We start from the raw sequence: 26,089 nt of genomic DNA on the forward strand, positions 1-26,089 counted from the left end.
TGCAACTAAAAATAAAAGGTTCCCCGAAATGTTGAAAGAAGAGTGTTTCTAAAAATTTATACTCTTCGAAAATCAAAATCAGACGTTGTTGACTTGATTCGATAAACTTCAGTTCTATCTGCATTGGCGTCGCATAATCTGCTTTTGCTTTTCATTGAGTGTTAATTATTATTTATCCTCTTGGAAAAATTCTCAAATGCCCAAATTTTTAGGGGTGGTTGACATTTAAGGCTGAGACAGAACTCAGTCTTGTGCTTTCTTGTGGCTCTTTATCAGACGCAGTGATTAAGTGGCTGATAATTCGCAGACGATATTAGCTTGTATAGCTCTGGGGCAGTGGACAGCAAAATAAAGCTCTTAGAGTAGGAGTAAGTTCTTCATTATAATCAAAGATAAGATAGACCTCTGCTAAAATAAAGTATCTATGAAACTCTTTTAAGCTTTGTAGATGACAAAGATAGTTTAATCGATTATCTTAGTTTGAAATGTTCTGCTGTTTTTTGTTCTATTGCCCTTGTCAAGTCTTGGGTAATTAAGGTATAATCTTTTTGTGAAAATAGTTACAATTTTATGAAGAGGTTTTTTATGGAAACAGATTATCAACAACAGCATCCTGAAAAGTTTGCTACATTTATTAAACGTCAACGGATTGTTTTTCTCATTTCCTTCTTTGGTTACGTCTGTGCCTATTTAGTACGCAATAATTTTAAATTGATGTCTAATAGCATAATGATTAATAATGGGTGGGACAAGGCTGATATTGCCACACTTCTGTCTTGTCTAACTGTCTCCTATGGGCTTGCTAAATTTTTCATGGGTGCCTTAGGAGATAAGGTCAGTTTACGTAAACTTTTTGCTGTTTGTTTAGGAAGCAGTGCCTTAATCTGTATTATCATTGGCTTTTTCAACACGTCCATGCTAACACTTGGTGTCCTTTTAATCCTCTGCGGTATTGTTCAAGGCGCTTTAGCACCTGCTTCACAGGCTATGATTGCTAATTTCTTCCCTAATAAAACGCGGGGAGGAGCTATTGCAGGGTGGAACATTTCTCAAAATGCAGGATCTGCTCTCCTACCAATGATGCTTGCCTTTCTAACGAGTGCTGGCTTTATCACGCCTGAAACCGGTAACATCTATATGGCCTTTTTAGTACCCGGCGTACTAGTCTTAGGGTTTGCCCTGATTTGTTGGAAACTGGGAGGTGACAATCCTGAGTCAGAAGGTCTTGATTCCTTGCGAACCATGTATGGTGATGCTGGTGAATCAAATGTGGCGACTGAGGAAGAGAAAAATTCACTCTCTTACGGTCAGTTAATTTGGAAATACGTTTTTTGTAACCCTGCCCTACTTTTGGTTGCTGCAGTCAATGTTGCCCTCTACTTTATTCGTTTTGGGATTGAAGACTGGATGCCTATTTATCTCAGTGAAGTTGCTAATTTACCAACAGAACAAGCCCAAATTGTCATATCCATTTTAGAATGGGTAGCCATCCCAGGTTCGCTTGTATTTGCTTGGTTAGCGATCAAATATCCTAATAAAATGGCGAAAATAGGAGCTATCGGTCTCTTTTCAATGACTGGTTTTGTCATTGTTTATGAACAAATGACTGCCGGTGGTCAACCCAATTACCCATTACTCCTAATCATTTCAGGGATTCTTGGCGCTTTGATCTACGGACCTCAGCTGATTGTCAATATCTTAACCATCGATTTTGTTCCTCTAAATGTTGCGGGTACTGCCATCGGTTTTGTCGGTGTTACAGCCTACCTTATTGGAAATATGGGAGCTAACTGGCTCATGCCCATTCTAGCAGATAGCTTTGGTTGGTTCTGGTCTTATATCGTTATCGCTGCTTTATCAACCTTCTCTGCTGTAGGTTACCTCATTTTGTCAAAACGTGAAGAAGAAATCATTAAAGAATAACCCCCAACATCCCAAATAGGGCAAAGTTTTTGGAAAATAATGCATCAAATCTTTACCCTACCATACAGCCTAATTTTCCTCGTCATCTGACCAATCAACAACACAGCTCCTAGAAATACTTATTTAAGTGTTTCTAGGAGTTTTTAGTTTTTGCTGAAAGAGTTGCGATGCACTATTATATGAGCTTAGCTCCAACAGTTACTTGCAAAAATGATTAAGGAAAGAATGTCTAGGATACACGACTGTTTGTGCCAAAAATCTTCTATCCTTATTTTTTGAAAAATGATGAACGATTAATTTGTGAATAACACTTAGAACTTAGAGAAGAAATTCAATTCTCTTGAAGTGGCTGAGTCACTGATGAAAAAATGGTATAATATAAACTGAGAAAAAGGCTAGAGGAGTGGATTTTGGCAGAAAGTTTAATCAAATCAAAACAGCGTGTACAACAACATGGAGAAGTTTTCACCCCTTCCTGGATGGTTCAGAAAATGTTGGATACTCCAGGTGTTAAAGAAGCTTGTGACGATATTTACGCTACTTTTTTAGAACCGGCTGCTGGAGATGGTAATTTTCTGTTAGCTATTTTAGAAAGAAAGCTCAGCGCTGTGATTGAGCAATACGACAAAAAATATTGGAAAGCCAAGTCTTTGATAGCACTGACTTCTATTTATGGCATTGAATTTCTTGAGGATAATTTAGAATTAGCGAGAGCTAAGATGTTCCTAAAGTATCTTGACTGGTTTGAGAAACATCTAGGGATTCATTTAAGCAGTAAAGATGATGTTTATCAGTCAGCAAATTACCTTATTCATAAAAATATTATCAGAGGGAATACCTTGACTAAAAAACACCCGATGACAGGTGCCCCATTAAAGTTCAGTGAATGGCATTTTAAAAATAAACAGACGACAGTGGTTGAAAAGATTGATTTTTTCTTTGCTGATTTATTTGATGAGGCTGTTAATCAGGAAGATTATATTGTGGAAGGTCAGCTAAGTTTATTTGATCTTGATGGTGACGGTACAGATGATCTCACAGTAGAGATGGAAAAAGAAGTGACATCTATCGCCATTCAAAAAGTTTACAAATTAGGAGATTAGGGTTATGGAATCAAATTTTGAATTTTTGAAATTAGATTACGATACAACAGAGCTATTTCTAACGGCTAATACTGCTGAAAAAAACTATACTCAAGAAGATTATGAGGGAGCTTTGACGAAGGCTCGCAAGTTAGCAGAAGCTCTTTCTCGAATGGTAGCGGATCAAGAATATATAGAGATTGACGAACGGGCGACCTTTCATAAGGTTCTTCAAACGGTAAAATATACGATTGATGATACCAAGGTTGTAGATTGCTTTTTTGCCATTAAAGATTTAGGAAATGACTCAGCTCATAATATTAACCCTCGATATGCTACAAAGGATAATGCTTTAAAAGCCTTAAAGCAGCTATTTTTTATCCTGGTGTGGTACATGCGAAAATACGTTGATCCTGAAATAAAGTCCTATCTTTATCAACGCTTTTTAGAACCTCAAGCTCAAGCCTTGTACCATGCGACAGAACGAAAGTTTATCTATGTTCAAACGGTCAACAATGACAGTGGCCTATTTCCAGCCTACGAAGGCACGCAAAAAATTGGGGAAGGCTCAGTAGCAGAAGATGATCTTGAAGCTGACTGGACAGCTAATAGTGATTTTTTAAGAACGGTTGCTCCAAAACGAATTAAGCAATACATGACAACCGCTGGACTCAAATTTGAGTTGGGATGGGTGGAGTTGGCTTATCGAAAAGCCAACAAAACTTGGTTTCATGATTATGATGTGCACAATATTCTTAAACGATCCGGTATCAAACAATCAGATGTTTTAGAAGGAAATGAGTGGTATCAAACGGATCTCGAAACTGCCAAAAGTGCTATAAAAGCAGTCAAGGAAGGACGAGAGTATCTTCACAGTTTGGCAGAATTGGATAAAGAAGAAGAGATTATCCTACGTCCTGAGCAGTTAGCTGCCGTTAAACAGACAGAAAAAACCTTTAAAAAGCACCAGCGGATGTTATGGAATGCCAAAATGAGATTTGGTAAAACCTTGACAGCTCTACAATTGATCAAAAATCAAGGGTTTCAAAAAGTCTTGATTATGACCCATAGACCAGTAGTAAAAGATTCCTGGTTTAAAGATTTTCAAAAAATGAAGATGTCTGATGCAAGGTATGAGTATGGCTCGGATTCTCAAGGGGCTTCATTGGCATCGCTCAAGACGGCTGACAGACCATTTTTATACTTTGCTTCCATTCAAAAACTTCGTTATAATAACGGACAAACCAATTTAAAAGACTTTTCAGAAGTTGACTGGGATTTGATCATCGTCGATGAAGCTCATGAAGGAACACAGACGGAGTTGAGTGACCGCGTTATGTCTCAGTTGATTAATGACAAGACCAAGATTTTGGAATTGTCAGGAACACCGTTTAATCTCTTAGACCAATTTGAAGATGAGCAAGTCTACACATGGGATTACACCATGGAGCAACACGCTAAAACGGAGTGGAAATACAAGCACCCTAACGAAACCAATCCCTATGAAAAATTACCGCAAGTCAATATGTTTACCTTTGACATGCGACACAAAGAAAAATTCTCAGACGAGTCGAGGTCCTTTAATTTTAGAGAATTTTTCAAGGTAAATGAAGCTGGTGAACTCGTTTATCAACAAGATGTCAATGCCTTTTTGGATAACATCACTAATTACGATAGTGAAAACCATTATCCTTTTTCAACACAAGAATACCGTAACGAACTGAGACATACGCTGTGGCTCATGCCTGGTGTCAAAGAAGCCAATGCTTTTGAAAAATTGTTAAAACAACATGCCATTTTTGGTCAAGAATATAAGATTGTGAATGTTGTTAAAGATTCGAAAAGTGATGATGGCATTGCTAGTCAAGCGGATATAGACATGGTTAGGAATGCTATTTCAGATGATCCGTCACAAACAAAAACCATCACCCTAACGGTTCGAAAGTTAACAACAGGTGTTAATATTCCTGAGTGGACGGCGGTACTCTTTTTATCAAATACGAACAGTGCCATGAATTATCTTCAAGCAGCCTTTCGTGCGCAAACCCCTTTCTCTCATGAGAAATTAGGACGCAAAGAGAACTGTTATATCTTTGATTTTGCACCGGACCGAGCCTTGTCAGTAATGGCAGAAAGTGCGCAAATCAACTCCGGTGTTGGTAAGAAGAATACGCAAGAGCAAAAGGATGCGATGACGCGTCTGTTAAACTTCATGCCTATTCTAGGGGCTTCTGGTAACGAGATGAAGCCTTACAATGTTGATAAGCTCCTAACGCAACTCAAAAAAGTTTATGCAGAAAAAGCGGTTAGATCTGGCTTTGAAGACGATAGTCTTTACAATGATAGTTTATTGACACTTGAGTCAGATGAGGTTGAAAAATTCAAAGATTTGAATGCGATTGTTGGCTCTACTTCTAAGGCTGAGGTCAAAAAAATTGTCGTCAATGAAAATGGTCTAACAGATGAGGAATATGAAAAAGGTGAGCGAGCTAAGAAGAAAAAGAAAAAAGAGCGAACTAAAGAAGAGCAAGAACTAATTGATAAGATTAGTGAGGCTAAAAAGCAACGCAAGGCGATGATTTCTATTTTACGAGGCGTATCAATCCGTATTCCAATGATGATTTACGGAATGGCTATGGATATTAGCACAGATATTACGATTAACGATTTTATCAAAGCAGTTGATGATCAGTCATGGAAAGAGTTTATGCCTAAAGGCTTCACCAAAGGGATGTTTAAAGACATCACTAAATACTATGATGCCGAAGTCTTTGTAGAAGCCGGTCGTATTATTCGTCAAAAAGCTAAATCTTTTGACAGCTTAGACTTTATTGATCGTGCCGAAGCCATAGCAGACCTTTTTGGAACCTTTAAAAATCCAGATAAGGAGACTGTTTTAACGCCTTGGCGTGTGGTTAATATGCAGTTATCAAAAGGTATCGGTGGGCTTAATTTCTTTGATGATGACTTTACATCCACAACAAATGGTGCCACCTCAAATCTTCATTGGGTAGAGCGGGATGCTACGGATGAGGTCTATAAAGACGATACGCATCTATTAGAAATTAACTCAAAAACGGGTCTATACCCCCTTCATGCAGCCATGAGTCTCTATTATAAGAAATTGATTGATAATCAGGATTATCATTTCGAAGCCGATAACGTTTATCGTGAGATTCTGGAAAAAAATATCTATGCCATCGCCAAAACACCGATGGCAAAGACGATTACCGAGCGAACATTGGCAGGTTATCGAAATTACAAGACCAATGTGACCTATATTGAAAACCTAACCGATACCCTAAAAACAGACATCGAAAAAGGTAAAAAGCTAGTTGAGGAGGCATTTAAAGACGTGAAATTTGATGTAGTGATAGGAAATCCTCCTTATCAAGAAGCGGCGAAGGGAACATCTACTAGCGATGATCCAATCTATCATTCTTTTATGGAATTGTCCTATGAGTTAGCAGATAAAGTAGTGTTAATCACACCAGCAAGATTTTTATTTAATGCAGGTAAGACTCCGAAATCATGGAATAAGAAGATGCTAGAAGATGAGCATCTTAAAGTAATTTATTTTACGCAAAAGTCAGACCAAGTATTCCCTAATACCGATATTAAAGGTGGTGTAGTAGTTACATACCATGATGGAAACGAAAAATTTGGAGCTATTGGTACGTTTACTTCCCATGAGGAATTGAGTAAAGCTTTAAAACTAGTTGAGAATAAATCAACGTTTGTGTCAATTACAGAAATAATTTACACTCAAACAAAATTTAACCTCGAAAAATTATATGAAGATTATCCTGAGTATAGAAAAATTATTGGAAGTAAAGGAAAAGATAAACGGTTAAGGAAACCTATTTTAGGTCGTCTGGATGTCTTCTCAGAAAAGGAACTTCCCGATAGTTATAAAATACTAGGTCGTTTGAATAATGAACGTGTTTACCGTTATATTCCTAGAAAGTATATAGCAGAACATGAGAACTTAATGAAATACAAAGTTATTGTGCCAGCTGCTAATGGCAGTGGGGCGATTGGCGAAGTCCTATCGACCCCCGTTATCGGGTACCCCGTTATCGGGTACACAGATACTTTCATTTCCTTTGGAGCATTTGATACAGAGAAAGAAGCACAAGCGTGTTTAAGATATATAAAAGGTAGATTTGCTCGTGGTATGCTGGGTATCTTAAAAATTACTCAAGATAATACTGCTGAAAAATGGGAGAAAGTACCTCTTTGGAATTTTTCTGATAATTCTATTATTGATTGGACAAAATCAACTGATGAGATTGACCAACAGTTATATGACTATTATGAATTTGATGATGAATTAAGAATGTTCTTTACAGAGAAAATTCAGAAGATGGATTAGAATTTGTAATTTTTCAAAATTTCACATCAAACTCTGACATTGACTGGTCACAGTCAGTGGCGGAGATTGACGTGCAGCTTTACCGAAAATATGGACTTTCTCAGGAAGAAATTGCCTTTATTGAGAGCAAGGTCAAAGCGATGGTGTAAGTGATGCTCTTCGAAAATCAAATTCAGACCGTGTTGCCTTGGTTTTATGAGTGTCGGTTATGTCTGCGTCTATGCCGTCTAGTATAAGTTGATTTTCGTTGGGGATCGTGGGGCAAGTTAGTATGGAAAGATAGATTATTAGTATATGGATAATAAAAGTAACAATAAATTTAAATTATGGTCCGATCGACTGTTAGATTTATCAAAACGAAATAGTTTACTTTCGTATAGAGAGAAAAAAGTAGGCTCAGTAATCATTGATAGGATATCTTCAGATTCGGAGAATTATGATGAGTTCTATTCACTTTACAACTCCTTTCAAGATGAGACATTCAAACTGCATTTTGCTTCTTCAAATGAAGCATCGGAAAATCAGAGAATTCTTATAAAAAAAGAGCTTACGTCACTTGAAAAAATTCGAAAAACGGATGATTCTCAATTCGAAGAATATGGCTTTCATATCACCTATCTTGTATTTGGTAGTTTAATTTGGAATGAATTTGAGTCAGACGAACTTTTAAGGACTCCTCTTGTTTTGTTACCGGTAAAAGTCGAAACGCAATTACGGAATTTGTCTTATACTGTCACTTCTAGAGACGATGACAGTATACAATTGAATCCTGTTATCTTAAAAGTATTAAAAGATCAATTTGACATTGAAATTGATGAGGAGATTGCTGATAAAAGTCTATCAACGATACTTGAAGAAATAGGGGAAAAAATTCATGGTAGGGATTGGTTTATTCAATATGAAATTATCTTAGATAATTTCAATTATCAAAACTTCGTCATTTATAAAGATATTGAGAAAAATGAAGAAAAATTTTCTGAGAACAAATTTGTAAAGTTACTACTAAATAACGGAACAAATTCTGAAGAAATGAGACAAAATTTTCTAAAAGAAATAAGTCTTGACGGTGTAGATTCTGAACAAAATTTACAGATTTTAGATGCTGATTCTAGTCAAATGGAAGCTATCTTAAGAGCACAAAGAGGGGATAGTTTTGTTTTGCAAGGACCTCCAGGAACAGGAAAAAGTCAGACTATCACTAATATAATCGCACAGTCATTAGGACTTGGAAAAAAAGTTCTATTCGTATCTGAAAAACAGGCTGCTTTGAATGTCGTTTACAATAAGTTAAAGAGTCACGGCCTTGCGCCCTTTATTCTTACCTTACATAATGCTAAAAAAAGTAAAACTACAATGAATAAGCAGTTAGGGGATAGTGTATTCTTGTTTAAAGACTTGAAATCAGTGAACAGGAACATATATTCTGAACTTGATAACATAAAGAGCGATTTATTAGATAAGACTTCTACTTTACACGATATTATTCCAGGAATTGAAACCTCTTTTTTCGATGTTCAAAGCCATTTATCAGAATTTTTAGATGTTGAGACATTAGTTTTTGATATTCCCAAAGAATTACTTAATAAGCCGATAACCTCTGCAGCAGAACTATTCTCAGAAATTTATCAATTTTCAATAGCCTGTATCGATGGCTCGCAGCATTTTTTGCATTCTTCGTGGCAGCATTTAAAGGATAATTTGAGTTTAAGCGATAGAGATCATTTAAATGTATCTATAAATAATTTGAATGGTGTGAATGATGCGTTAGAAGATACTATACAAATTATTCAAATCGAAAAAATAAAAAATCTGAAAAACAAAGAGATTAAAGAGTTTTATGTTAAATTATTAGATCTAAAGAGTAAAATGCCGGATGAGATGGCACAAGAAGTTCTTGATAGTGATTTTATTCAATTATTTGAGGTTTATGAGAGTTACCAAAAATCAGACTCTGAGTTTTCAGAACTTAGTAATCAAAAAAAATTGTTAATCCAAGACAATGATGATCTTCGTCATCAAATTTTGAACGACTTCGACGAAGCTATCTTTCAAATGTCAAATTTTGAAACCATAAATAAACGATTGAAGTTTGAATACTCGTCCAAGTTAAAACGAATCTTCAGTAAAGAATATAAAGCTATTGAAAAAGAATTTAAGCCACTTTCATCTACTTACCAAGTAGACTACGAAAGAATAGTATCCGTAGTTGACAAAATGGTTAACTATAATAAAAATAAAAAAGCTATTTCAATAATGCTACAGCAGTTGGATATGATTAATTCACAATTATCAAAACTTGAGACAAAATTGTCATCAATATTAGTTGGGGATTACCATGATAGTATTGGAATTGTTTCATGGCTAAGACAATTTGATTTATTAAAACATACTTTCAACGAGGTTCCTATTTCCTTTATTGCGGATATAATCTTTTTAAACAATAACGATTTTAAACAGTATGTGGATAGCCTAGAAAAATATTGCTCAGCTATTGAAAAACATGATTATCTAGCCGAAACGGTAGAAAAATACTTTAATATTCCTGATGGTAATTGGTATATCTTAAGTAAATTTATTAATACAATTGATTTTGATGAATATGAAGACTATATAAATTACTCTGTCTTGAAAAATAAGTTAATACGTAATTACCATTTAGAAGATTTCGTCGAAAAAATTGAATCTAAAAATTTTTCAAACGAAGAAGTGTTTAATGTTTTTAGAAAAAGATTTTACACTGCACAACTGGATGCTCTTTCCTATAATAATGAAATCCTGCAAAAAAATAGAAGTTTAAAAGATAATGAAGTAAAACGATTTAAAGAATTAGATCAGTCATATATAAAATTCTCATCTAATGATATTTACAATAGCTTGTGCCAGAGATTGCCAGATATAAATAGATTAGAAAATAATGTAGAGAAGAAAATTCTTATCAAAGAATTAAAGAAAAAGACAAAATTCCTACCAGTAAGAAAACTATTTGAGAAACTCCCTAATTTAATACCTGCCTATAAACCATGTATTATGATGTCACCTTTGACAGTTTCAAGCTATTTCTCATCAAATGATAGTTGGGATTTTGATTTAGTTATTTTTGATGAAGCGTCTCAGGTTAAAACAGAATATGCTGTTGGATCGATTGGAAGAGCAAAACAAATAATAATATCAGGAGACAGCAAGCAAATGCCACCGACATCATTTTTTGGAGTTTCAGAAGTGGTGGAAGAAGTAATTGAAGATGATGATACGAGCGATTTAGAGTCTATTTTGGATGAGCTAAGTGTTAGTTTACCTCAAATACATTTGGAGTGGCATTACAGAAGTAGTGACGAATCACTTATAGCATTTTCTAATGAGAAATTTTATAGTAATAGGCTCTTAACATTTCCTTCGGAGACTATCTCTAAACATAGCAATATTAAACATACTTATGTTGATGATGCGGTGTGGGAGAATACCCAAGGAAATAAAAAAGAGGCTCGTCAAATTGTGCAATTAGTCATTGAATATTTTAAAAATTATCCTGATAGCTCAATTGGAGTGGTTGCATTTGGGATAAGTCAATCAAGGGCAATTGAAAGTGAAATTGAGCGCTATAGAAAAGAACACCCAGAGGTAGATAACTATTTTGACGAAAACAAAAAAGAACCTTTCTTCATTAAAAATTTAGAAAATGTACAAGGAGACGAAAGAGACATCATTATCTTGAGTGTTGGATATGGAAAGCAAGAGAACGGTAAACTCTATATGAATTTTGGTCCTCTTACAAAAACAGGGGGAGAACGAAGATTAAACGTTGCTATTTCTCGTTCTAGAAAAATCATGCACGTTGTTTCATCAATTTATGGAAATGATATTAAAACTGAGGGATCGGCAAATCAGAATAGGATACTTTTTAGAGATTTTCTTTTATATGCGCAGGATGGCTCTCTAGCACAAACCGATCAAAAAATAGATGATATTGTATTTGATACTAAACTAGAACAAAGTATTTATAACTTTTTAATTGATGAAGGATATCAGGTTAAAACTAAAATTGGTACTTCTGGTTTTAAGATAGATTTAGCTGTTGTGAATCCAAATAATCCAGGAAAATATATACTAGCTATTGAATGTGATGGAAGCAACTATGCTTCTGCGAGAACGGTTAGAGATAGAGAACGGTTACGACAAGATATCTTAGAAAATAAAGGATGGAATTACTATAGAATTTGGTCGACTAACTGGGTTTATGATTATGCTAATGAAAAATCAAAATTAAAAGGACATATTGAAAAGTTATTAGAGCTTGAGCGAAATCCTGATACATCAAGAGTCGTTGAAGAAAAAAATGATACGGATTTTAGCCAGGTTTCAAAATGCGAAAGCTATAATGGATATGCAACTGCAGTACCAGTATATGATGGCTATACGCCTTATGACTTTGATACGACTGAAAATATAGTGACATTAGCTGAAATCATGTTAGCTGCTGGACATCTTTTTGTCGATGATGAAATAAAAAATTGGATGAGATACGTTAATGAAAACACCTTTAATAAAAAACGATTAACAACGGGGTATCAGGAAGTCTATTTAAAAGCTGTTGATTTACTTGAAAAAATTGGTGCAATTGATTTAAAGGGCTTTAAATTGGGACGTATTAATAAAATTGATGATGAGGAATAAAACAACTTTCTGTGAATCAGATTTTGTCTTGTATTAGAGCTTCTTAAATAGTCTATCTTCATTTTTTTATCATAATTTTATTGTTTTTAACATCCATTTATACTTTTTTCTGTTAGAATAGTTTTTAGCAATCGCTTGCTAGTAAGTGATTGACGTAAAAAAGGAGACGCATATGACACGTTTACAAGATGACTTTTTTGAAGCCGTTAATGGTGAATGGGAAAAAACAGCTGTTATCCCTGAGGACAAACCTCGTACAGGTGGTTTCTCAGATTTGGCTGATGAGATTGAAGACCTCATGTTAGAAACGACTGATGAGTGGCTAGCAGGAAACAATCTTCCAGACGATGCTATTTTGGCTAATTTTGTTAAATTCCACAAATTAGTGGCTGACTACGATGCGCGTGAAGCAGCAGGAACAGAACCTGTTCAAGCGCTCATTGAGGAGTATCACGGCTTAACTTCGTTTGCGGAGTTTGCCAAACAAATGGGTACCTACGAGATGGAAGGCAAACCCAATCTCTTGCCATTTGGTGTAGCCCCAGACTTCATGGATGCCCAAACCAATGCTCTTTGGGCACAAGCGCCAAGTCTTATCTTACCAGATACAACCTACTACACTGAAGGTAATGAAAAAGGCAAAGAGTTGTTAGCCCTATGGCGCCAATCACAAGAAGCTTTGCTACCTAAATTTGGCTTCTCAGCTGATGCCATCAAAGATATGCTCGACAAGATGCTTGATTTGGATGCCAAATTAGCCAAGTATGTTCTTTCAAGCGAGGAGTCAGCTGAGTATGTGAAACTCTATCATCCTTATGACTGGGAGGAGTTCACTAAATTAGCTCCAGAATTGCCTTTAGATAAGATCTTTACAGAGATTCTTGGTCAAGTTCCAGATAAGGTTATCGTACCAGAAGAGCGTTTCTGGACCGAATTTGCTGCGACGTATTATTCTGAAGAAAATTGGGAATGGCTCAAGGCAGAGTTGGTGTATAGCGCAGCTAACGCCTTCAATTCTTACTTAACCGATGAGATTCGTGTGCTTTCAGGTGTTTACAGTCGTGCTTTGTCAGGGACTCCACAAGCAATGGATAAGAAAAAAGCCGCTTACTATCTCGCTCAAGGATCATTCAACCAAGCCTTAGGACTTTGGTATGCTGGAGAGAAATTCTCACCAGAAGCTAAAGCAGATGTGGAAGCTAAAGTGGCAACCATGATTGATGTTTACAAAGATCGTTTATCCAACAACACTTGGTTGCAAAAAGAAACCATTGATAAGGCTATTACCAAGTTAAACGTCATTACGCCACACATCGGTTATCCAGAAAAATTACCAGAAACCTATGCTAAAAAAGTGATTGATGAAAACCTATCATTAGTGGAAAATGCTGAGAACTTGGCGAAAATTTCAATCGCACATTCTTGGAGTAAGTGGAATAAGCCTGTTGACCGCGACGAATGGCACATGCCAGCTCACATGGTGAATGCCTACTACGATCCACAACAGAACCAAATTGTCTTTCCAGCAGCCATTTTACAAGCGCCGTTTTATAGCTTAGAGCAATCCTCATCAGCTAACTATGGAGGGATTGGAGCGGTTATCGCTCACGAAATTTCACACGCTTTTGATACCAATGGTGCTTCCTTTGATGAACACGGTAGTCTCAACAATTGGTGGACTGAAGAAGATTATGCAGCCTTTAAAGAGCGTACGGATAAAGTCGTTGAGCAGTTTGATGGCATTGATTTCGCTGGTGGTAAGACCAATGGGAAATTAACCGTATCTGAAAATGTGGCAGACCTTGGTGGACTTGCAGCCGCACTTGAAGCAGCTAAGAAAGACAATGACTTCTCAGCTGAAGACTACTTCACTAACTTTGCGACTATCTGGCGCATGAAGGCTCGCGAAGAGTACATGCAACTTTTACTGTCAATTGACGTACACGCTCCAGGGAAACTCCGCACCAATGTCCAATTACCAAACTTTGACGACTTCTTTACAACATTTGATGTCAAAGAAGGCGATGGCATGTGGCGTGAGCCAGCAGACCGTGTAGTGATTTGGTAAATCATTAGCTTACAAATCAGCACCCTAATCTTATGATTAAGGTGCTTTTTGCACGACAAAAAACCAGACATGACTGTCTGGCTTAGGAGATTATGAAAAAGTTTTAGGATGGCTATATTGTAGGACACGATGCTTAAAAAAAGCTTAACTGCCCAAAAATCTTAACAAATTAGCTTTCCGGATGTTTTCAGTAATCGTATCAGGAGTTTTCTAACGTATTATGGTATGATGAGAATAAGAAAACGAGTGAGGTGATGTTATGAAAAAAGCTTTGTTGGTTGTCAACCCAAGTGCAGGTGGTGAAAAAGCCCAAGAATTTCAAGAAGCTGCCCTAAAAAAATTAGAATCCTACTTTGATGAGGTAGAGGTTAAAGAGACCCAAAAGGGTGGTGATGCGCGTGATTTTGCAACAGCAGCTGCCAAAGAAAAGATAGACAGTGTGTTTGTCATGGGTGGGGATGGTACGGTTAACGAAGGCATTAGTGGTTTGGCAGAGCAAGACTACCGTCCAAAATTTGGCTTTTTCCCACTAGGTACGGTCAATGATTTAGCACGCGCTTTGAATATGCCCATCGATCCTCAAGAGGCTATCGATAAACTTGATTTTGAGCAAACTAAATCTTTGGACATTGGCAAAATCAATGATCACTACTTTATGAATGTTATTGCTATCGGGTCGATTCCTGAAGCTGTTCGTGATGTTTCAGTTGAAGAAAAGACGAAATTCGGCAAGATGGCCTACCTTATCTCAGGACTTAAGAGGATTGCTCAAAATGAGAACTATGATTTTGAACTTGATGTTGATGGTGAACATATCTCAGTTAAGTCGACAACACTTTTAGTTGGATTGACAAATTCTATCGGTGGTCATGAGAATTTCCTACCCGATGCGAAAGTTGATGATGGTCTTTTGCACCTGGTCTATCTCAAAGATACTAATATGTTAGAATCTTTTCAGGCAGTCCCTGGTCTAGCCAAGGGAGTTACCGACTCTAATCAAAGCATTGGCTATCGTACCTTTACTGAGGCTCACATTGCTTTGAAAAATGCAGCGTCTTTGGGAACCAATGTTGATGGAGATGAGGGTAGCGACTTACCAGTTGATGTTACCATTTTGCCATCACACTTAACCGTTTATAGCGGAAAATAACAAAAAAACTCATTTGGTTTCGCTGAAACCAGATGAGTTTTTTTAGGCTTGAAAAGCAAAAGCAGATTAGGCGATGCCGACACAGATAAAACTGACGGTCATCAAATCCAGTCAATAAGGTCTGTTTTTGATTTTCGAAGCGTATGAAGCGTATTGAGTATCTTAGTGTACATCAAAGGGCGATCCTTGGGTAAGGATGGCTCCATCTTCCGTAGTTGCAGCATCCTTTTGTTCTAGTAGGTATTGGTAATACACTGACCGAGTCGTCGTGAAGTAAGGCAAGAGGTAGATTGAAATCAGACCAAAAGTGAGTATCCCAAGGAAAAACCAACCGATAAAACTCAAATAAAGTTTGAATAGTTCAAAAATATGACCTTTCATCAGTTGCTTGCTTTCTTTGATAGCTGCTAACGGTCCTTGGTAACGATTTTGAGCCACTTGGTCATAAATGATAAATTCTGTTTGCGAGTATTGCATAGATTTCCAGATGCTGAGAACAGCACCTAAGAGGAACAAAATGAAGCCAACTAGGATGATGACCAGTTCTACGCCGCCCATGTTAGTACGGTTAGAAACTGCTGCAAGAGGAATACCTATCATTAGCCCTAAGCCTAATCCCAAAAGGATTGCCCATGGTAGTAGTAATAGGTTACGAACAAGAAGTGTTATCAATAATTTAGGGAAACGACTGCCAGAAAAACTTTGCGTTAAATCCCCAAATTCAACAGATTTGCGTTGTTGACGAACCACTTCCAGCATCGTATAGAGAGCTGAGATGGTAAAGAAGGCCAATAAAAAAGTTACTAAAGTGGGAAACGTCACAGCAATACTCGATTCTGATCCGCTAGTGTCACTGAAACTTTCTCTAAAAGAAACACTAATGTTAACGATGGATAAAATAATCGGTAGTGTAAAGAGAGCGTACTTACCAGGCAGATTTTTCAAGAGTGCCTTAGCTTGTTGTTTGATACTTGTTATCATAAAAGACTCCAATCTAAAAGGGTGTTATGGAACTGTTGAGCACATTATAACATAAGATAAAATACGTGAAAAATGTTTTCATCAGAAAATCCCTGAGCATTAGATCAAAAAGCAGATTTTTTAGTAGAAGTAACTGACACAAAACGCTTTATTTGGTAAAATAGCATAGCTGACTTGTTATGGTGCAGGGTGAGAGGATTGCGATCGCCATTTTGGGCATTCTAAATCATAGCTCATCCCTAGGACTGTCTTTTCTAGTAAATTAATACTCAATGAGTAACACAATAAGGAGTCAATATGACAGAACATCCAATTAAATACCGTCTCATTAAGACGGAAAAACACACCGGTGCCCGTCTGGGAGAAATCGAAACCCCACACGGAACCTTCTCAACGCCTATGTTTATGCCAGTTGGTACGCAGGCTACGGTCAAAACGCAGTCTCCAGAAGAACTCAAGCAAATGGGTTCAGGTATTATCCTTTCTAATACTTATCACCTCTGGTTGCGCCCTGGTGATGAGCTGATTGCTCGAGCGGGTGGCCTTCATAAGTTTATGAATTGGGACCAAGCTATCCTGACGGATTCAGGTGGATTTCAGGTTTATTCATTGGCTGATAGTCGCAATATCACTGAAGAAGGAGTAACCTTTAAAAACCACTTGAACGGCTCAAAAATGTTCCTTTCTCCAGAGAAAGCAATCTCAATTCAGAACAACCTTGGGTCAGACATTATGATGAGTTTTGATGAATGTCCTCAATTTTACCAACCTTACGATTACGTTAAACATTCTATTGAACGGACTAGCCGCTGGGCAGAGCGGGGGCTAAAAGCCCACCGCCGCCCTCACGATCAAGGGCTCTTTGGGATTGTACAAGGTGCTGGCTTTGAAGACCTCCGTCGTCAGTCGGCTGCGGATTTGGTAGCCATGGATTTCGCTGGTTACTCTGTTGGCGGTTTGGCTGTTGGTGAATCCCACGCAGAAATGAATGCTGTCTTGGACTTTACCACACCGCTCTTGCCTGAAAATAAGCCTCGCTATTTAATGGGAGTGGGAGCGCCAGATAGCTTGATTGATGGGGTGATTCGTGGGATTGATATGTTTGACTGTGTCCTTCCAACACGCATCGCTCGTAACGGAACTTGCATGACCAGTGAAGGTCGTCTAGTGGTTAAAAATGCCAAGTATGCCGAAGATTTCACACCGCTCGATCATGACTGTGATTGTTATACTTGTCAACATTACACGCGTGCTTACCTCCGTCACCTACTCAAAGCTGATGAAACCTTTGGTATGCGCTTGACCTCTTACCATAATCTCTACTTCTTGGTCAATCTAATGAAGAAGGTACGCCAAGCCATCATGGATGATAATTTACTTGAATTCCGTGAAGACTTTGTAGAGCGTTATGGTTACAATCAGTCAAATCGTAATTTCTAACAGTGGCAGCAAGCCCTGTAAAGGGGGCAGGTTGAAGAGGAAATCCTTTTAGGACGATCGTCTTCAGCCTTTTTTGGTGTTAAAAAATAAAAAGGCTCAGAAAGATTATGAAAACAACATTTCTAAGCCTTGCTTTCTTGGTAATTTAATGTAACAGTTTTCTTCTCTTTGTCCCTTAAAGGGCTTGGTCGATACTCTGGATTTTAGTAGCTGGTGTTTGGATTATCAAAAGAACACAAAAAGTGTAAACTTGTTCATTGAAAACAGTTGACACAAATAAAAGACTGAGCTAAACTAGTCGGTAGAAGCCTAGGAAAGGGACACTATGCTATTTAAGGGGATCAATCTAGATGAGAATAGCCGTTGCCAACACTATCACTCTGAACTAGATATTGTTGCTTTGAAGTGTGCGACTTGTCAGTCTTATTATGCTTGTTATAAGTGCCATAATGCCATGGAAAGTCATCCCTTTGAAGCTACTTCAAGTGACGAAAGCTATCCTGTTATTTGTGGCGCTTGTCAAACTTATCTGCCCCTTATAGGCTACAAGTCTGGGTCTTGTCCACACTGTGGATCTGCTTTTAATCCTAACTGTCAGCTTCATGATCATCTCTATTTTACAAAGGAGTCTCACTATGACGAGCACTAAATCGCTTATTCAAATAGCCCTAATGGCAACCTTGATTGTTATTTTAGGACTAATGCCACCATTACCATTAGGATTTATCCCTGTTCCGATTGTTCTTCAAAATATGGGAGTTATGTTAGCTGCTATTCTCTTAGGACCTAAAAAAGGAACCTTGTCCATTCTTGTTTTTTTCATTCTTGGTTTGTTCTTACCAGTATTTACAGGTGGTAACACGACTTTGGTTGTGTTTGCTGGTCCAACGGCAGGTTATGTGATGGGATGGTTAATTGTGCCTCTTGTGTTGGCTGGTCTACGTCGACTACTTCCTTTTGATCAACCGTTGGTTAGTTTTGCTCTTGTCTGGTTATCAGGTGTTTTGGTCGTGGATGTCATCGGTGCTATCTACTTAGCACACTATACTCATGCAGCGCTGCTTCCCTCACTTTTGTCAAACTTGGTTTTCATTCCAGGAGATACCATCAAAGCTGTTATAGCGACTATGATTGGAATACGATATAGGAAACAGATCGGGTTAGATTAGGATAACGAACAATTTAGGCTGGTTCACCAGCTTTTTTTTAATGGTCGTCCTCCTCGATTTTGTGTTAAAATAGTAGCAGTTATTATCAAGGAGAAATCATGTCAGACTTGTTTGAAAAACTCATGGAACAAATCGAAATGCCGCTTGAACATCGTCGTTCAAGGGCCTTTTCGTCTGCCGATATTATCGAGGTTAAGGTACATTCTCTCAGTCGTCGTTGGGAGTTTCATTTTTCATTTGAGCACATTCTTCCAATCGCGCTTTACCGTGAACTAGAGATGCGATTGGTGTCAACCTTTAAGAATGCTGACATCAAGGCTTCTTTTGATATTAAAGTACCCAATCCTGAATTTGATCGAGAGCTCTTGCAGGCTTATTATCAAGAAGCTTTTGAACATCCTCTTTGTGCCAGTGCCGGTTTTAAAGCTACCTTTTCAAAATTGCAAGTCGCCTACGATGGGCAAAAAGTTATCATTACAGGACCAGAATACGCTGACAAGGATCATTTTAAAAAGAATCATATCCCAAAACTAGCCCAACAATTTGCCTTGTTCGGCTTTGGTGATCTGACATTTGAAGTGGTGTCTGACCAAGCTATGACAGAGGAGTTGAAGTCCTCTTTTGAAAGTAATCGTGAGGCCCTCTTAGAGCAAGCTGCGCAGGAAAATCTTGAGGCACAGAAGGCTTTAGAAGCTGCAGGTCCTCCACCAGAGGAACCAAAAGCCTCTCCAGCTTTTGACTACAAAGAAAGAGCAGCTAAACGCCAAGCTGGATTTGAAAAAGCTGTCATCACGCCAATGATTGATATTCAGACTGAAGAAAATCGTATTACCTTTGAGGGGATGGTTTTTGATGTTGAGAAGAAAACGACACGCACTGGCCGTCATATCATCAATTTCAAAATGACAGACTATACGTCAAGTTTTGCTATGCAAAAATGGGCTAGAGATGACGATGAGCTCAAAAAATACGACATGATTGCCAAGGGAGCCTGGCTCCGTGTCCAAGGAGATATCGAAAATAACCGCTTTACCAATAGTTTGACGATGACTGTTCAGCAGGTTAAGGAAATTGCTCATACACCACGCAAAGACTTAATGCCAGACGACCAAAAACGTGTGGAATTTCATGCTCACACCAATATGTCAACAATGGATGCTTTGCCAACGGTGGAATCGCTTATTGATAAAGCAGCGGAGTGGGGCCATCCTGCCGTTGCTATCACTGATCATGCTAATGTACAGAGTTTCCCTCATGGCTATCATCGCGCTCGTAAGTTAGGCATTAAAGCCATCTTTGGGATGGAAGCTAATATCGTAGAAGATAGTGTGCCCATTACATATAATGAAGTCTCTATGCCGCTTAAAGAAGCTACTTATGTTGTTTTTGATGTGGAGACAACAGGATTGTCAGCGGTTAACAATGACTTAATTCAGATTGCAGCCTCAAAAATGCATAAGGGTAATATCATCGAGCAGTTTGATGAATTTATCGATCCAGGTCATCCCCTCTCTGCCTTTACAACCGAATTAACAGGGATTACTGACCAGCATGTCCAAGGCTCTAAGCCATTAAAACAAGTTTTGGAAGAATTTCAAGCTTTCTGTCAGGATACCGTCTTGGTTGCCCACAATGCCACCTTCGACGTTGGCTTTATGAATGCCAATTACGACCGTCATGATTTGCCATTGATTACGCAACCTGTCATTGATACCTTGGAATTTGCTCGTAATCTCTATCCAGAATACAAACGTCATGGTTTGGGCCCCTTAACCAAACGATTCCAAGTAGCCCTTGAACACCATCACATGGCCAATTATGATGCGGAAGCAACGGGTCGTTTACTCTTTATTTTTATCAATGATGTCTTGGACCGCCACGGCATCACCGATATGACTGATTTGAATACCAAATTGGTGGCAGAGGATTCTTATAAAAAGGCCAGGGTCAAACATGCGACTATATACGTGCAAAACCAAGTTGGCCTCAAAAATATCTTCAAATTGGTATCTCTATCTAATGTTAAGTATTTTGAGGGAGTGGCCCGCATCCCCAGAACAGTCTTAAACGACCACCGAGAGGGCTTGTTGCTTGGCTCAGCTTGTTCGGAAGGTGAAGTTTTTGACGCTGTCTTGACCAAGGGGGTCGATGCGGCTGTTGAGGTTGCTAAATATTATGATTTTATTGAAATCATGCCGCCGGCTATCTACGCACCTCTCCTAGCGCAAGGAACCATCAAGGATGAGACAGGTATTCAAGAAGCCATTCAAAATCTCATCGAAGTTGGTAGGCGTCTAGACAAGCCAGTTCTCGCTACTGGAAATGTTCATTATATCGAGCCTGAAGAAGAGATTTACCGTGAAATTATTGTTCGTAGCCTTGGTCAGGGGGCTATGATCAACCGTACCATCGGACGTGGTGAGGGCGCGATGCCAGCACCGCTCCCCAAGGCTCACTTCAGAACAACCAATGAGATGTTGGATGAGTTTGCCTTTTTAGGTAAAGAATTAGCTTACCAGGTGGTTGTCGCCAATACTCAAGCTTTTGCGGAGCGTTTTGAGGAGATTGAGGTCGTTAAAGGGGACCTCTACACTCCTTACCTTGATCGGGCTGAGGAGACGGTCGCTGAGTTGACTTATGAAAAAGCCTTTGAGGTTTATGGCAATCCTCTGCCTGATATTATCGATCTGCGCATTGAAAAAGAACTATCCTCTATTTTGGGGAATGGTTTCGCGGTGATTTATCTGGCCTCCCAGATGTTGGTTAACCGTTCTAACGAACGGGGTTACCTTGTTGGTTCTAGGGGTTCTGTCGGTTCTTCCTTTGTTGCGACCATGATTGGGATTACCGAGGTTAACCCTATGCCGCCGCACTATGTCTGTCCTAACTGTCAACACAGTGAATTTATCACAGACGGTTCCTATGGTTCAGGTTATGACCTGCCCAATAAAGACTGTCCTGAATGTGGTACTTTGTATAAAAAAGACGGTCAGGATATCCCCTTTGAAACCTTTCTTGGCTTTGATGGGGACAAGGTTCCTGATATCGATCTCAACTTCTCAGGTGATGACCAACCCTCTGCTCATTTGGATGTTCGTGATATTTTTGGAGAAGAGTATGCTTTTCGTGCCGGAACCGTTGGTACTGTAGCAGACAAGACGGCTTATGGATTTGTTAAGGGATACGAACGTGATTATGGAAAATTCTACCGAGATGCAGAAGTGGATCGGCTAGCCAAAGGGGCAGCTGGCGTTAAGCGAACCACTGGTCAGCACCCAGGAGGTATCGTTGTTATTCCTAATTATATGGATGTTTATGATTTTACTCCTGTTCAGTACCCTGCTGATGATACGTCAGCCGAATGGCAAACCACCCACTTTAACTTCCATGATATTGATGAAAATATCTTGAAACTCGATATTCTCGGACACGATGATCCGACCATGATTCGAAAACTCCAAGATTTGTCTGGTATTGACCCGTCGGAAATCCTACCCGATGATCCTGGGGTAATGGCACTCTTTTCAGGGACCGAAATCCTTGGAGTGACTGAGGAGCAAATTGGTACCCCTACTGGGATGCTTGGGATTCCAGAATTTGGAACGAACTTCGTTCGAGGCATGGTCAATGAAACACGCCCGACAACCTTTGCGGAATTGCTTCAGCTGTCAGGATTATCCCATGGAACAGACGTTTGGCTGGGAAATGCGCAAGACTTGATTAAACAAGGGATAGCTGACCTTTCGACTGTTATCGGGTGTCGAGATGATATCATGGTTTATCTCATGCACCAAGGGCTCGAGCCTAAGATGGCCTTTACGATTATGGAGCGGGTGCGTAAGGGCTTGTGGCTGAAGATTCCTGAGGAAGAGCGCAATGGTTATATCCAGGCTATGCGCGATAATAATGTGCCAGATTGGTATATTGAATCTTGTGGAAAAATCAAGTACATGTTCCCTAAAGCCCATGCGGCAGCCTACGTGCTGATGGCGCTTCGTGTGGCCTACTTCAAAGTTCATCATCCTCTTTATTATTACTGTGCTTATTTCTCTATTCGTGCCAAAGCTTTTGAACTCAAGACTATGAGCGGGGGATTGACAGCTGTTAAAGCTCGCATGAAGGATATTACTGAGAAGAAACAGCGTAATGAAGCAAGCAATGTCGAAAATGACCTTTTCACAACGCTTGAATTGGTCAACGAGATGTTAGAACGCGGTTACCAGTTTGGTAAGTTAGACCTCTATCGCAGTGACGCTACTGAGTTCATCATTGATGGAGACACTTTAATTCCGCCATTTGTAGCTCTTGAGGGTCTCGGCGAGAACGTTGCTAGACAAGTTGTACGTGCTCGTAAGGACGGGGAATTCCTTTCTAAAACCGAACTTCGCAAACGCGGTGGTCTATCATCTACTTTAGTAGAAAAAATGTCTGATATGGGCATTCTTGGTAATCTTCCAGAAGATAACCAGCTAAGTTTATTTGATGATTTCTTTGCTTAGAATAATCAGATGATATCCAAAGATTAAAAAACGTTATCAGAACAGGGGTTTGAAGTCTTTCAACTCCTGTTTTTTCTTGACCAAATAGGTCTTCTGATGATATGATGGCACTAACTAGCCTAGGAAAAATATTAAAGGAGATTATGATGAGTAGACTGGATAGTAATACAGCCCTGAAGGCCATGGTCGTTTTCCGTAAGGCGGAGAGAACTCTAGATGCCTTTGGTTCAAGTGTTTTTAAGAAACACCAGATCACACCGACACAATTTAGCGTGCTAGATGTGCTTCACACTAAGGGGGAGATGAATATCAGCAAGTTGATTGACTCTATCCTTGCTACATCAGGAAATATGACCGTGGTGTTAAAAAACATGGGCCGAAATGGCTGGATTTATCGTCGTCGAGATGATAATGACAAACGCGCCTATGTGATTGGTCTGACGGACGAGGGGCGCCAGTTGATTGAAACGGTGTTACCCGAGCATATTGCGCGTGTGGAAGAGTCATTTTCAGTGTTAACAGAAAAAGAGCAGCTACAACTCATAGACCTTTTGAAGAAATTTAAAAATTTGTAATAGATAGTACTTTTTTCTTTACATAGGAAAAATGGTCTGGTATTATAACGACATAGTAATATTTTGTTACTAACTAGAAGTAATCGTTGCGATTATCATGACTAATACTAAAAACATTTTTCAAAGGGGAAAAAAGACATGAAAAACATTTTATTTGTCGTTGGTTCACTACGTCAAGGATCATTTAACCACCAAATGGCTGAATTGGCTGAAAAAGCTCTTGAAGGTAAGGCAACTGTGACTTACCTTAACTACTCCGATGTTCCTGTTTTCTCACAAGATTTAGAAGCGGCAGTGCCAGCTGCAGTTGCTAAAGCACGTGAGGCTGTTCAAGATTCAGATGCTATCTGGTTCTTCTCACCTGTTTATAATTTTGCTATGCCAGGTACAGTGAAAAATCTTCTTGACTGGTTGTCACGTTCGTTAGATCCAGCAAATCCTGCTGCAGAATCTGTGCTTCACGATAAAGTAACAACTGTTTCATTGGTTGCTAATGGTGGACATGAGCAAGCTGGTGACCAATACCGTTCCCTTCTTCCATTCATCCGTACGAACCTTGTGGATCACTTTACAACGGCAACCGTTAACGATTCAGCATGGGTGGACGGTAAATTCCTTGCAACAGAAGAAGTTTTAGCAGCATTGGACAAACAAATCGAAGCCCTTCTTGCTGCCATCAATTCATAATCTCTGGCAGTCTCATATAAAACGAAACCAAGGTTAAAGAAAATATCCATTTTGGGTGTTTTCTTTAACCTTTTTTATTTGGGACATTAAAAGTCATCAAAAGATTATTACGTTGATTGTTCAAGGGCTTCAGTGACCTTATCCAGTCTGATAGGATTTCTTTCAGATTATTGGAAAATAAAAAGCAGACGTCCTTGACTTGATTTGGTGAACTTTAGGTCGATCTGCATCAGAGTCGCCTAGTCTGCTTTTGACTTTCATTAAATATCACTATCGTTTTGAAGCGTTCTCTGTCGTCTGAGTCTCATGAAAACGAGGCTTTATTTGTCATTAATAGAGTATAGAATAGGAATAAAAAAGTTTGTGAAATCACTAACTTAAAATAAGTCAAAAGTGGACTGTTATAGGATAGAAAGCGGTTCATTTTCTTGCAAATTGTGAATAATTGCGTTAGTATGAAGGATGATAAATATATTATTGGAGGACAGTATGGTTACTTTGTCTAAAGAACAACATATGGATATGTTTTTGAAAATGGAACGTATTCGTGAATTTGATATGCGTATCAACAAACTCGTTCGTCGCGGTTTTGTTCAAGGGATGACTCACTTTTCAGTTGGTGAAGAAGCAGCCAATGTTGGCGCTGTTGCCCACTTGAGTTACGACGATCTTATCTTCTCTAATCACCGTGGTCATGGTCAATCAATTGCTAAAGATATGGACCTTAAAGGGATGATGGCTGAACTTGCTGGTAAAGCGACAGGTGTTTCAAAAGGTCGTGGTGGATCAATGCACTTGGCAGACTTTGAAAAAGGTAACTACGGAACCAATGGTATCGTTGGTGGTGGATTTGCTCTAGCTACTGGCGCAGCCCTTACACAACAATATAAAGAAACTGGCAACATTGCTGTTGCTTTCTCAGGGGATGGTGCTACTAACGAAGGTTCATTCCATGAGTCAGTTAACATGGCAGCGACATGGAAATTACCTGTTATCTTCTTTATCATTAACAACCGTTATGGTATCTCTATGGATATCACTAAAGCAACCAACACGCCTCACCTCTATACTCGTGCCGAAGCCTATGGCATTCCAGGATTCTACTGTGAAGACGGTAACGATGTTTTAGCTGTCTACGAAACAATGGGCAAAGCCGTAGAACACGTACGTGGCGGCAATGGTCCTGCTATCGTTGAGGTTGAATCTTACCGTTGGTTTGGTCACTCTACTTCTGATGCTGGTAAATACCGTTCTAAAGAAGAAGTTGCTGAGTGGAAAGAAAAAGACCCAATGCTTAAATACCGTGCTTATTTGACTGAAGAAGGTATTGCGACAGATGAAGAATTAGATGCTATCCAAGAGCAAGTTAAAGCAGAAGTTGATGAAGCTTACGAATTTGCTGAAAACAGCCCATTCCCAGAGCTTTCGGTAGCCTTTGAAGATGTATGGGTAGACTAAGGATAGAAAGG

Annotated in this window: 14 protein-coding genes; 13 read left to right on the top strand and 1 reads right to left on the bottom strand. The window is 38.8% G+C overall.

Translation table 11 applies throughout. From position 1 onward, the window contains the following. Nucleotides 1-585: 585 nt before the first annotated feature. The 6 genes from A2G56_RS08090 to A2G56_RS08115 all read left to right on the top strand — a co-directional run bounded on the left by A2G56_RS08090 (nucleotide 586) and on the right by A2G56_RS08115 (nucleotide 15,269). Nucleotides 586-1,923 carry an MFS transporter gene (locus A2G56_RS08090; protein WP_062711281.1) on the top strand — a complete coding sequence of 446 codons (1,338 nt, stop codon included), beginning with the start codon at nucleotides 586-588 and terminating at the stop codon, nucleotides 1,921-1,923. A 410-nt stretch (nucleotides 1,924-2,333) separates the two neighbouring features. Beyond that, nucleotides 2,334-3,026: a DNA methyltransferase family protein gene (locus A2G56_RS08095; protein WP_062711284.1), complete on the top strand. Its 693-nt coding sequence runs from the start codon at nucleotides 2,334-2,336 to the stop codon at nucleotides 3,024-3,026. A gap of 4 nt (nucleotides 3,027-3,030) precedes the next feature. After that, nucleotides 3,031-7,380 carry an Eco57I restriction-modification methylase domain-containing protein gene (locus A2G56_RS08100; RefSeq protein ID WP_062711289.1) on the top strand — a complete coding sequence of 1,450 codons (4,350 nt, stop codon included), beginning with the start codon at nucleotides 3,031-3,033 and terminating at the stop codon, nucleotides 7,378-7,380. A gap of 294 nt (nucleotides 7,381-7,674) precedes the next feature. Further along, nucleotides 7,675-12,051 carry an AAA domain-containing protein gene (locus A2G56_RS08105; RefSeq protein ID WP_062711292.1) on the top strand — a complete coding sequence of 1,459 codons (4,377 nt, stop codon included), beginning with the start codon at nucleotides 7,675-7,677 and terminating at the stop codon, nucleotides 12,049-12,051. A 172-nt stretch (nucleotides 12,052-12,223) separates the two neighbouring features. Further along, nucleotides 12,224-14,119, top strand: a complete 1,896-nt coding sequence (locus A2G56_RS08110) for a M13 family metallopeptidase (RefSeq protein WP_062711295.1) — start codon at nucleotides 12,224-12,226, stop codon at nucleotides 14,117-14,119. 259 nt (nucleotides 14,120-14,378) lie between these two features. Beyond that, nucleotides 14,379-15,269: a diacylglycerol/lipid kinase family protein gene (locus A2G56_RS08115; RefSeq protein WP_062711298.1), complete on the top strand. Its 891-nt coding sequence runs from the start codon at nucleotides 14,379-14,381 to the stop codon at nucleotides 15,267-15,269. Between the two features lie 162 nt (nucleotides 15,270-15,431). Here A2G56_RS08115 and A2G56_RS08120 read toward each other — a convergent pair whose 3' ends face one another. After that, nucleotides 15,432-16,250 carry a DUF975 family protein gene (locus A2G56_RS08120; protein ID WP_062711301.1) on the bottom strand — a complete coding sequence of 273 codons (819 nt, stop codon included), beginning with the start codon at nucleotides 16,248-16,250 and terminating at the stop codon, nucleotides 15,432-15,434. Nucleotides 16,251-16,547: 297 nt separating this feature from the next. Between A2G56_RS08120 and tgt the strand changes: the two genes are divergently transcribed. From tgt to A2G56_RS08150, 7 genes are all read left to right on the top strand, one after another. Beyond that, nucleotides 16,548-17,690 carry a tRNA guanosine(34) transglycosylase Tgt gene (gene tgt, locus A2G56_RS08125; protein ID WP_062711304.1) on the top strand — a complete coding sequence of 381 codons (1,143 nt, stop codon included), beginning with the start codon at nucleotides 16,548-16,550 and terminating at the stop codon, nucleotides 17,688-17,690. Nucleotides 17,691-18,015: 325 nt separating this feature from the next. Beyond that, nucleotides 18,016-18,339, top strand: a complete 324-nt coding sequence (locus A2G56_RS10350) for a CHY zinc finger protein (protein ID WP_082785131.1) — start codon at nucleotides 18,016-18,018, stop codon at nucleotides 18,337-18,339. Further along, nucleotides 18,326-18,859, top strand: a complete 534-nt coding sequence (locus A2G56_RS08130) for a biotin transporter BioY (RefSeq protein ID WP_062711307.1) — start codon at nucleotides 18,326-18,328, stop codon at nucleotides 18,857-18,859. Before A2G56_RS10350 ends, A2G56_RS08130 begins: the two co-directional genes overlap by 14 nt. 98 nt (nucleotides 18,860-18,957) lie before the next feature. Continuing rightward, entirely contained in the window at nucleotides 18,958-23,358 is a 4,401-nt protein-coding gene (locus A2G56_RS08135; RefSeq protein WP_062711310.1) for a PolC-type DNA polymerase III, read from the top strand. A 146-nt stretch (nucleotides 23,359-23,504) separates the two neighbouring features. Further along, nucleotides 23,505-23,933 (top strand): MarR family winged helix-turn-helix transcriptional regulator, encoded by a 429-nt coding sequence (locus A2G56_RS08140; RefSeq protein ID WP_062711313.1) that lies wholly within the window; start codon nucleotides 23,505-23,507, stop codon nucleotides 23,931-23,933. Nucleotides 23,934-24,071: 138 nt separating this feature from the next. Beyond that, nucleotides 24,072-24,620, top strand: a complete 549-nt coding sequence (locus A2G56_RS08145; RefSeq protein ID WP_062711316.1) for an NADPH-dependent FMN reductase — start codon at nucleotides 24,072-24,074, stop codon at nucleotides 24,618-24,620. Nucleotides 24,621-25,109: 489 nt separating this feature from the next. Beyond that, nucleotides 25,110-26,078: a thiamine pyrophosphate-dependent dehydrogenase E1 component subunit alpha gene (locus A2G56_RS08150; protein ID WP_062711320.1), complete on the top strand. Its 969-nt coding sequence runs from the start codon at nucleotides 25,110-25,112 to the stop codon at nucleotides 26,076-26,078. The last annotated feature ends 11 nt before the right edge of the window (nucleotides 26,079-26,089 follow it).

It is taken from the genome of Streptococcus halotolerans, assembly GCF_001598035.1.
GTDB classification, from domain to species: domain Bacteria; phylum Bacillota; class Bacilli; order Lactobacillales; family Streptococcaceae; genus Streptococcus; species Streptococcus halotolerans.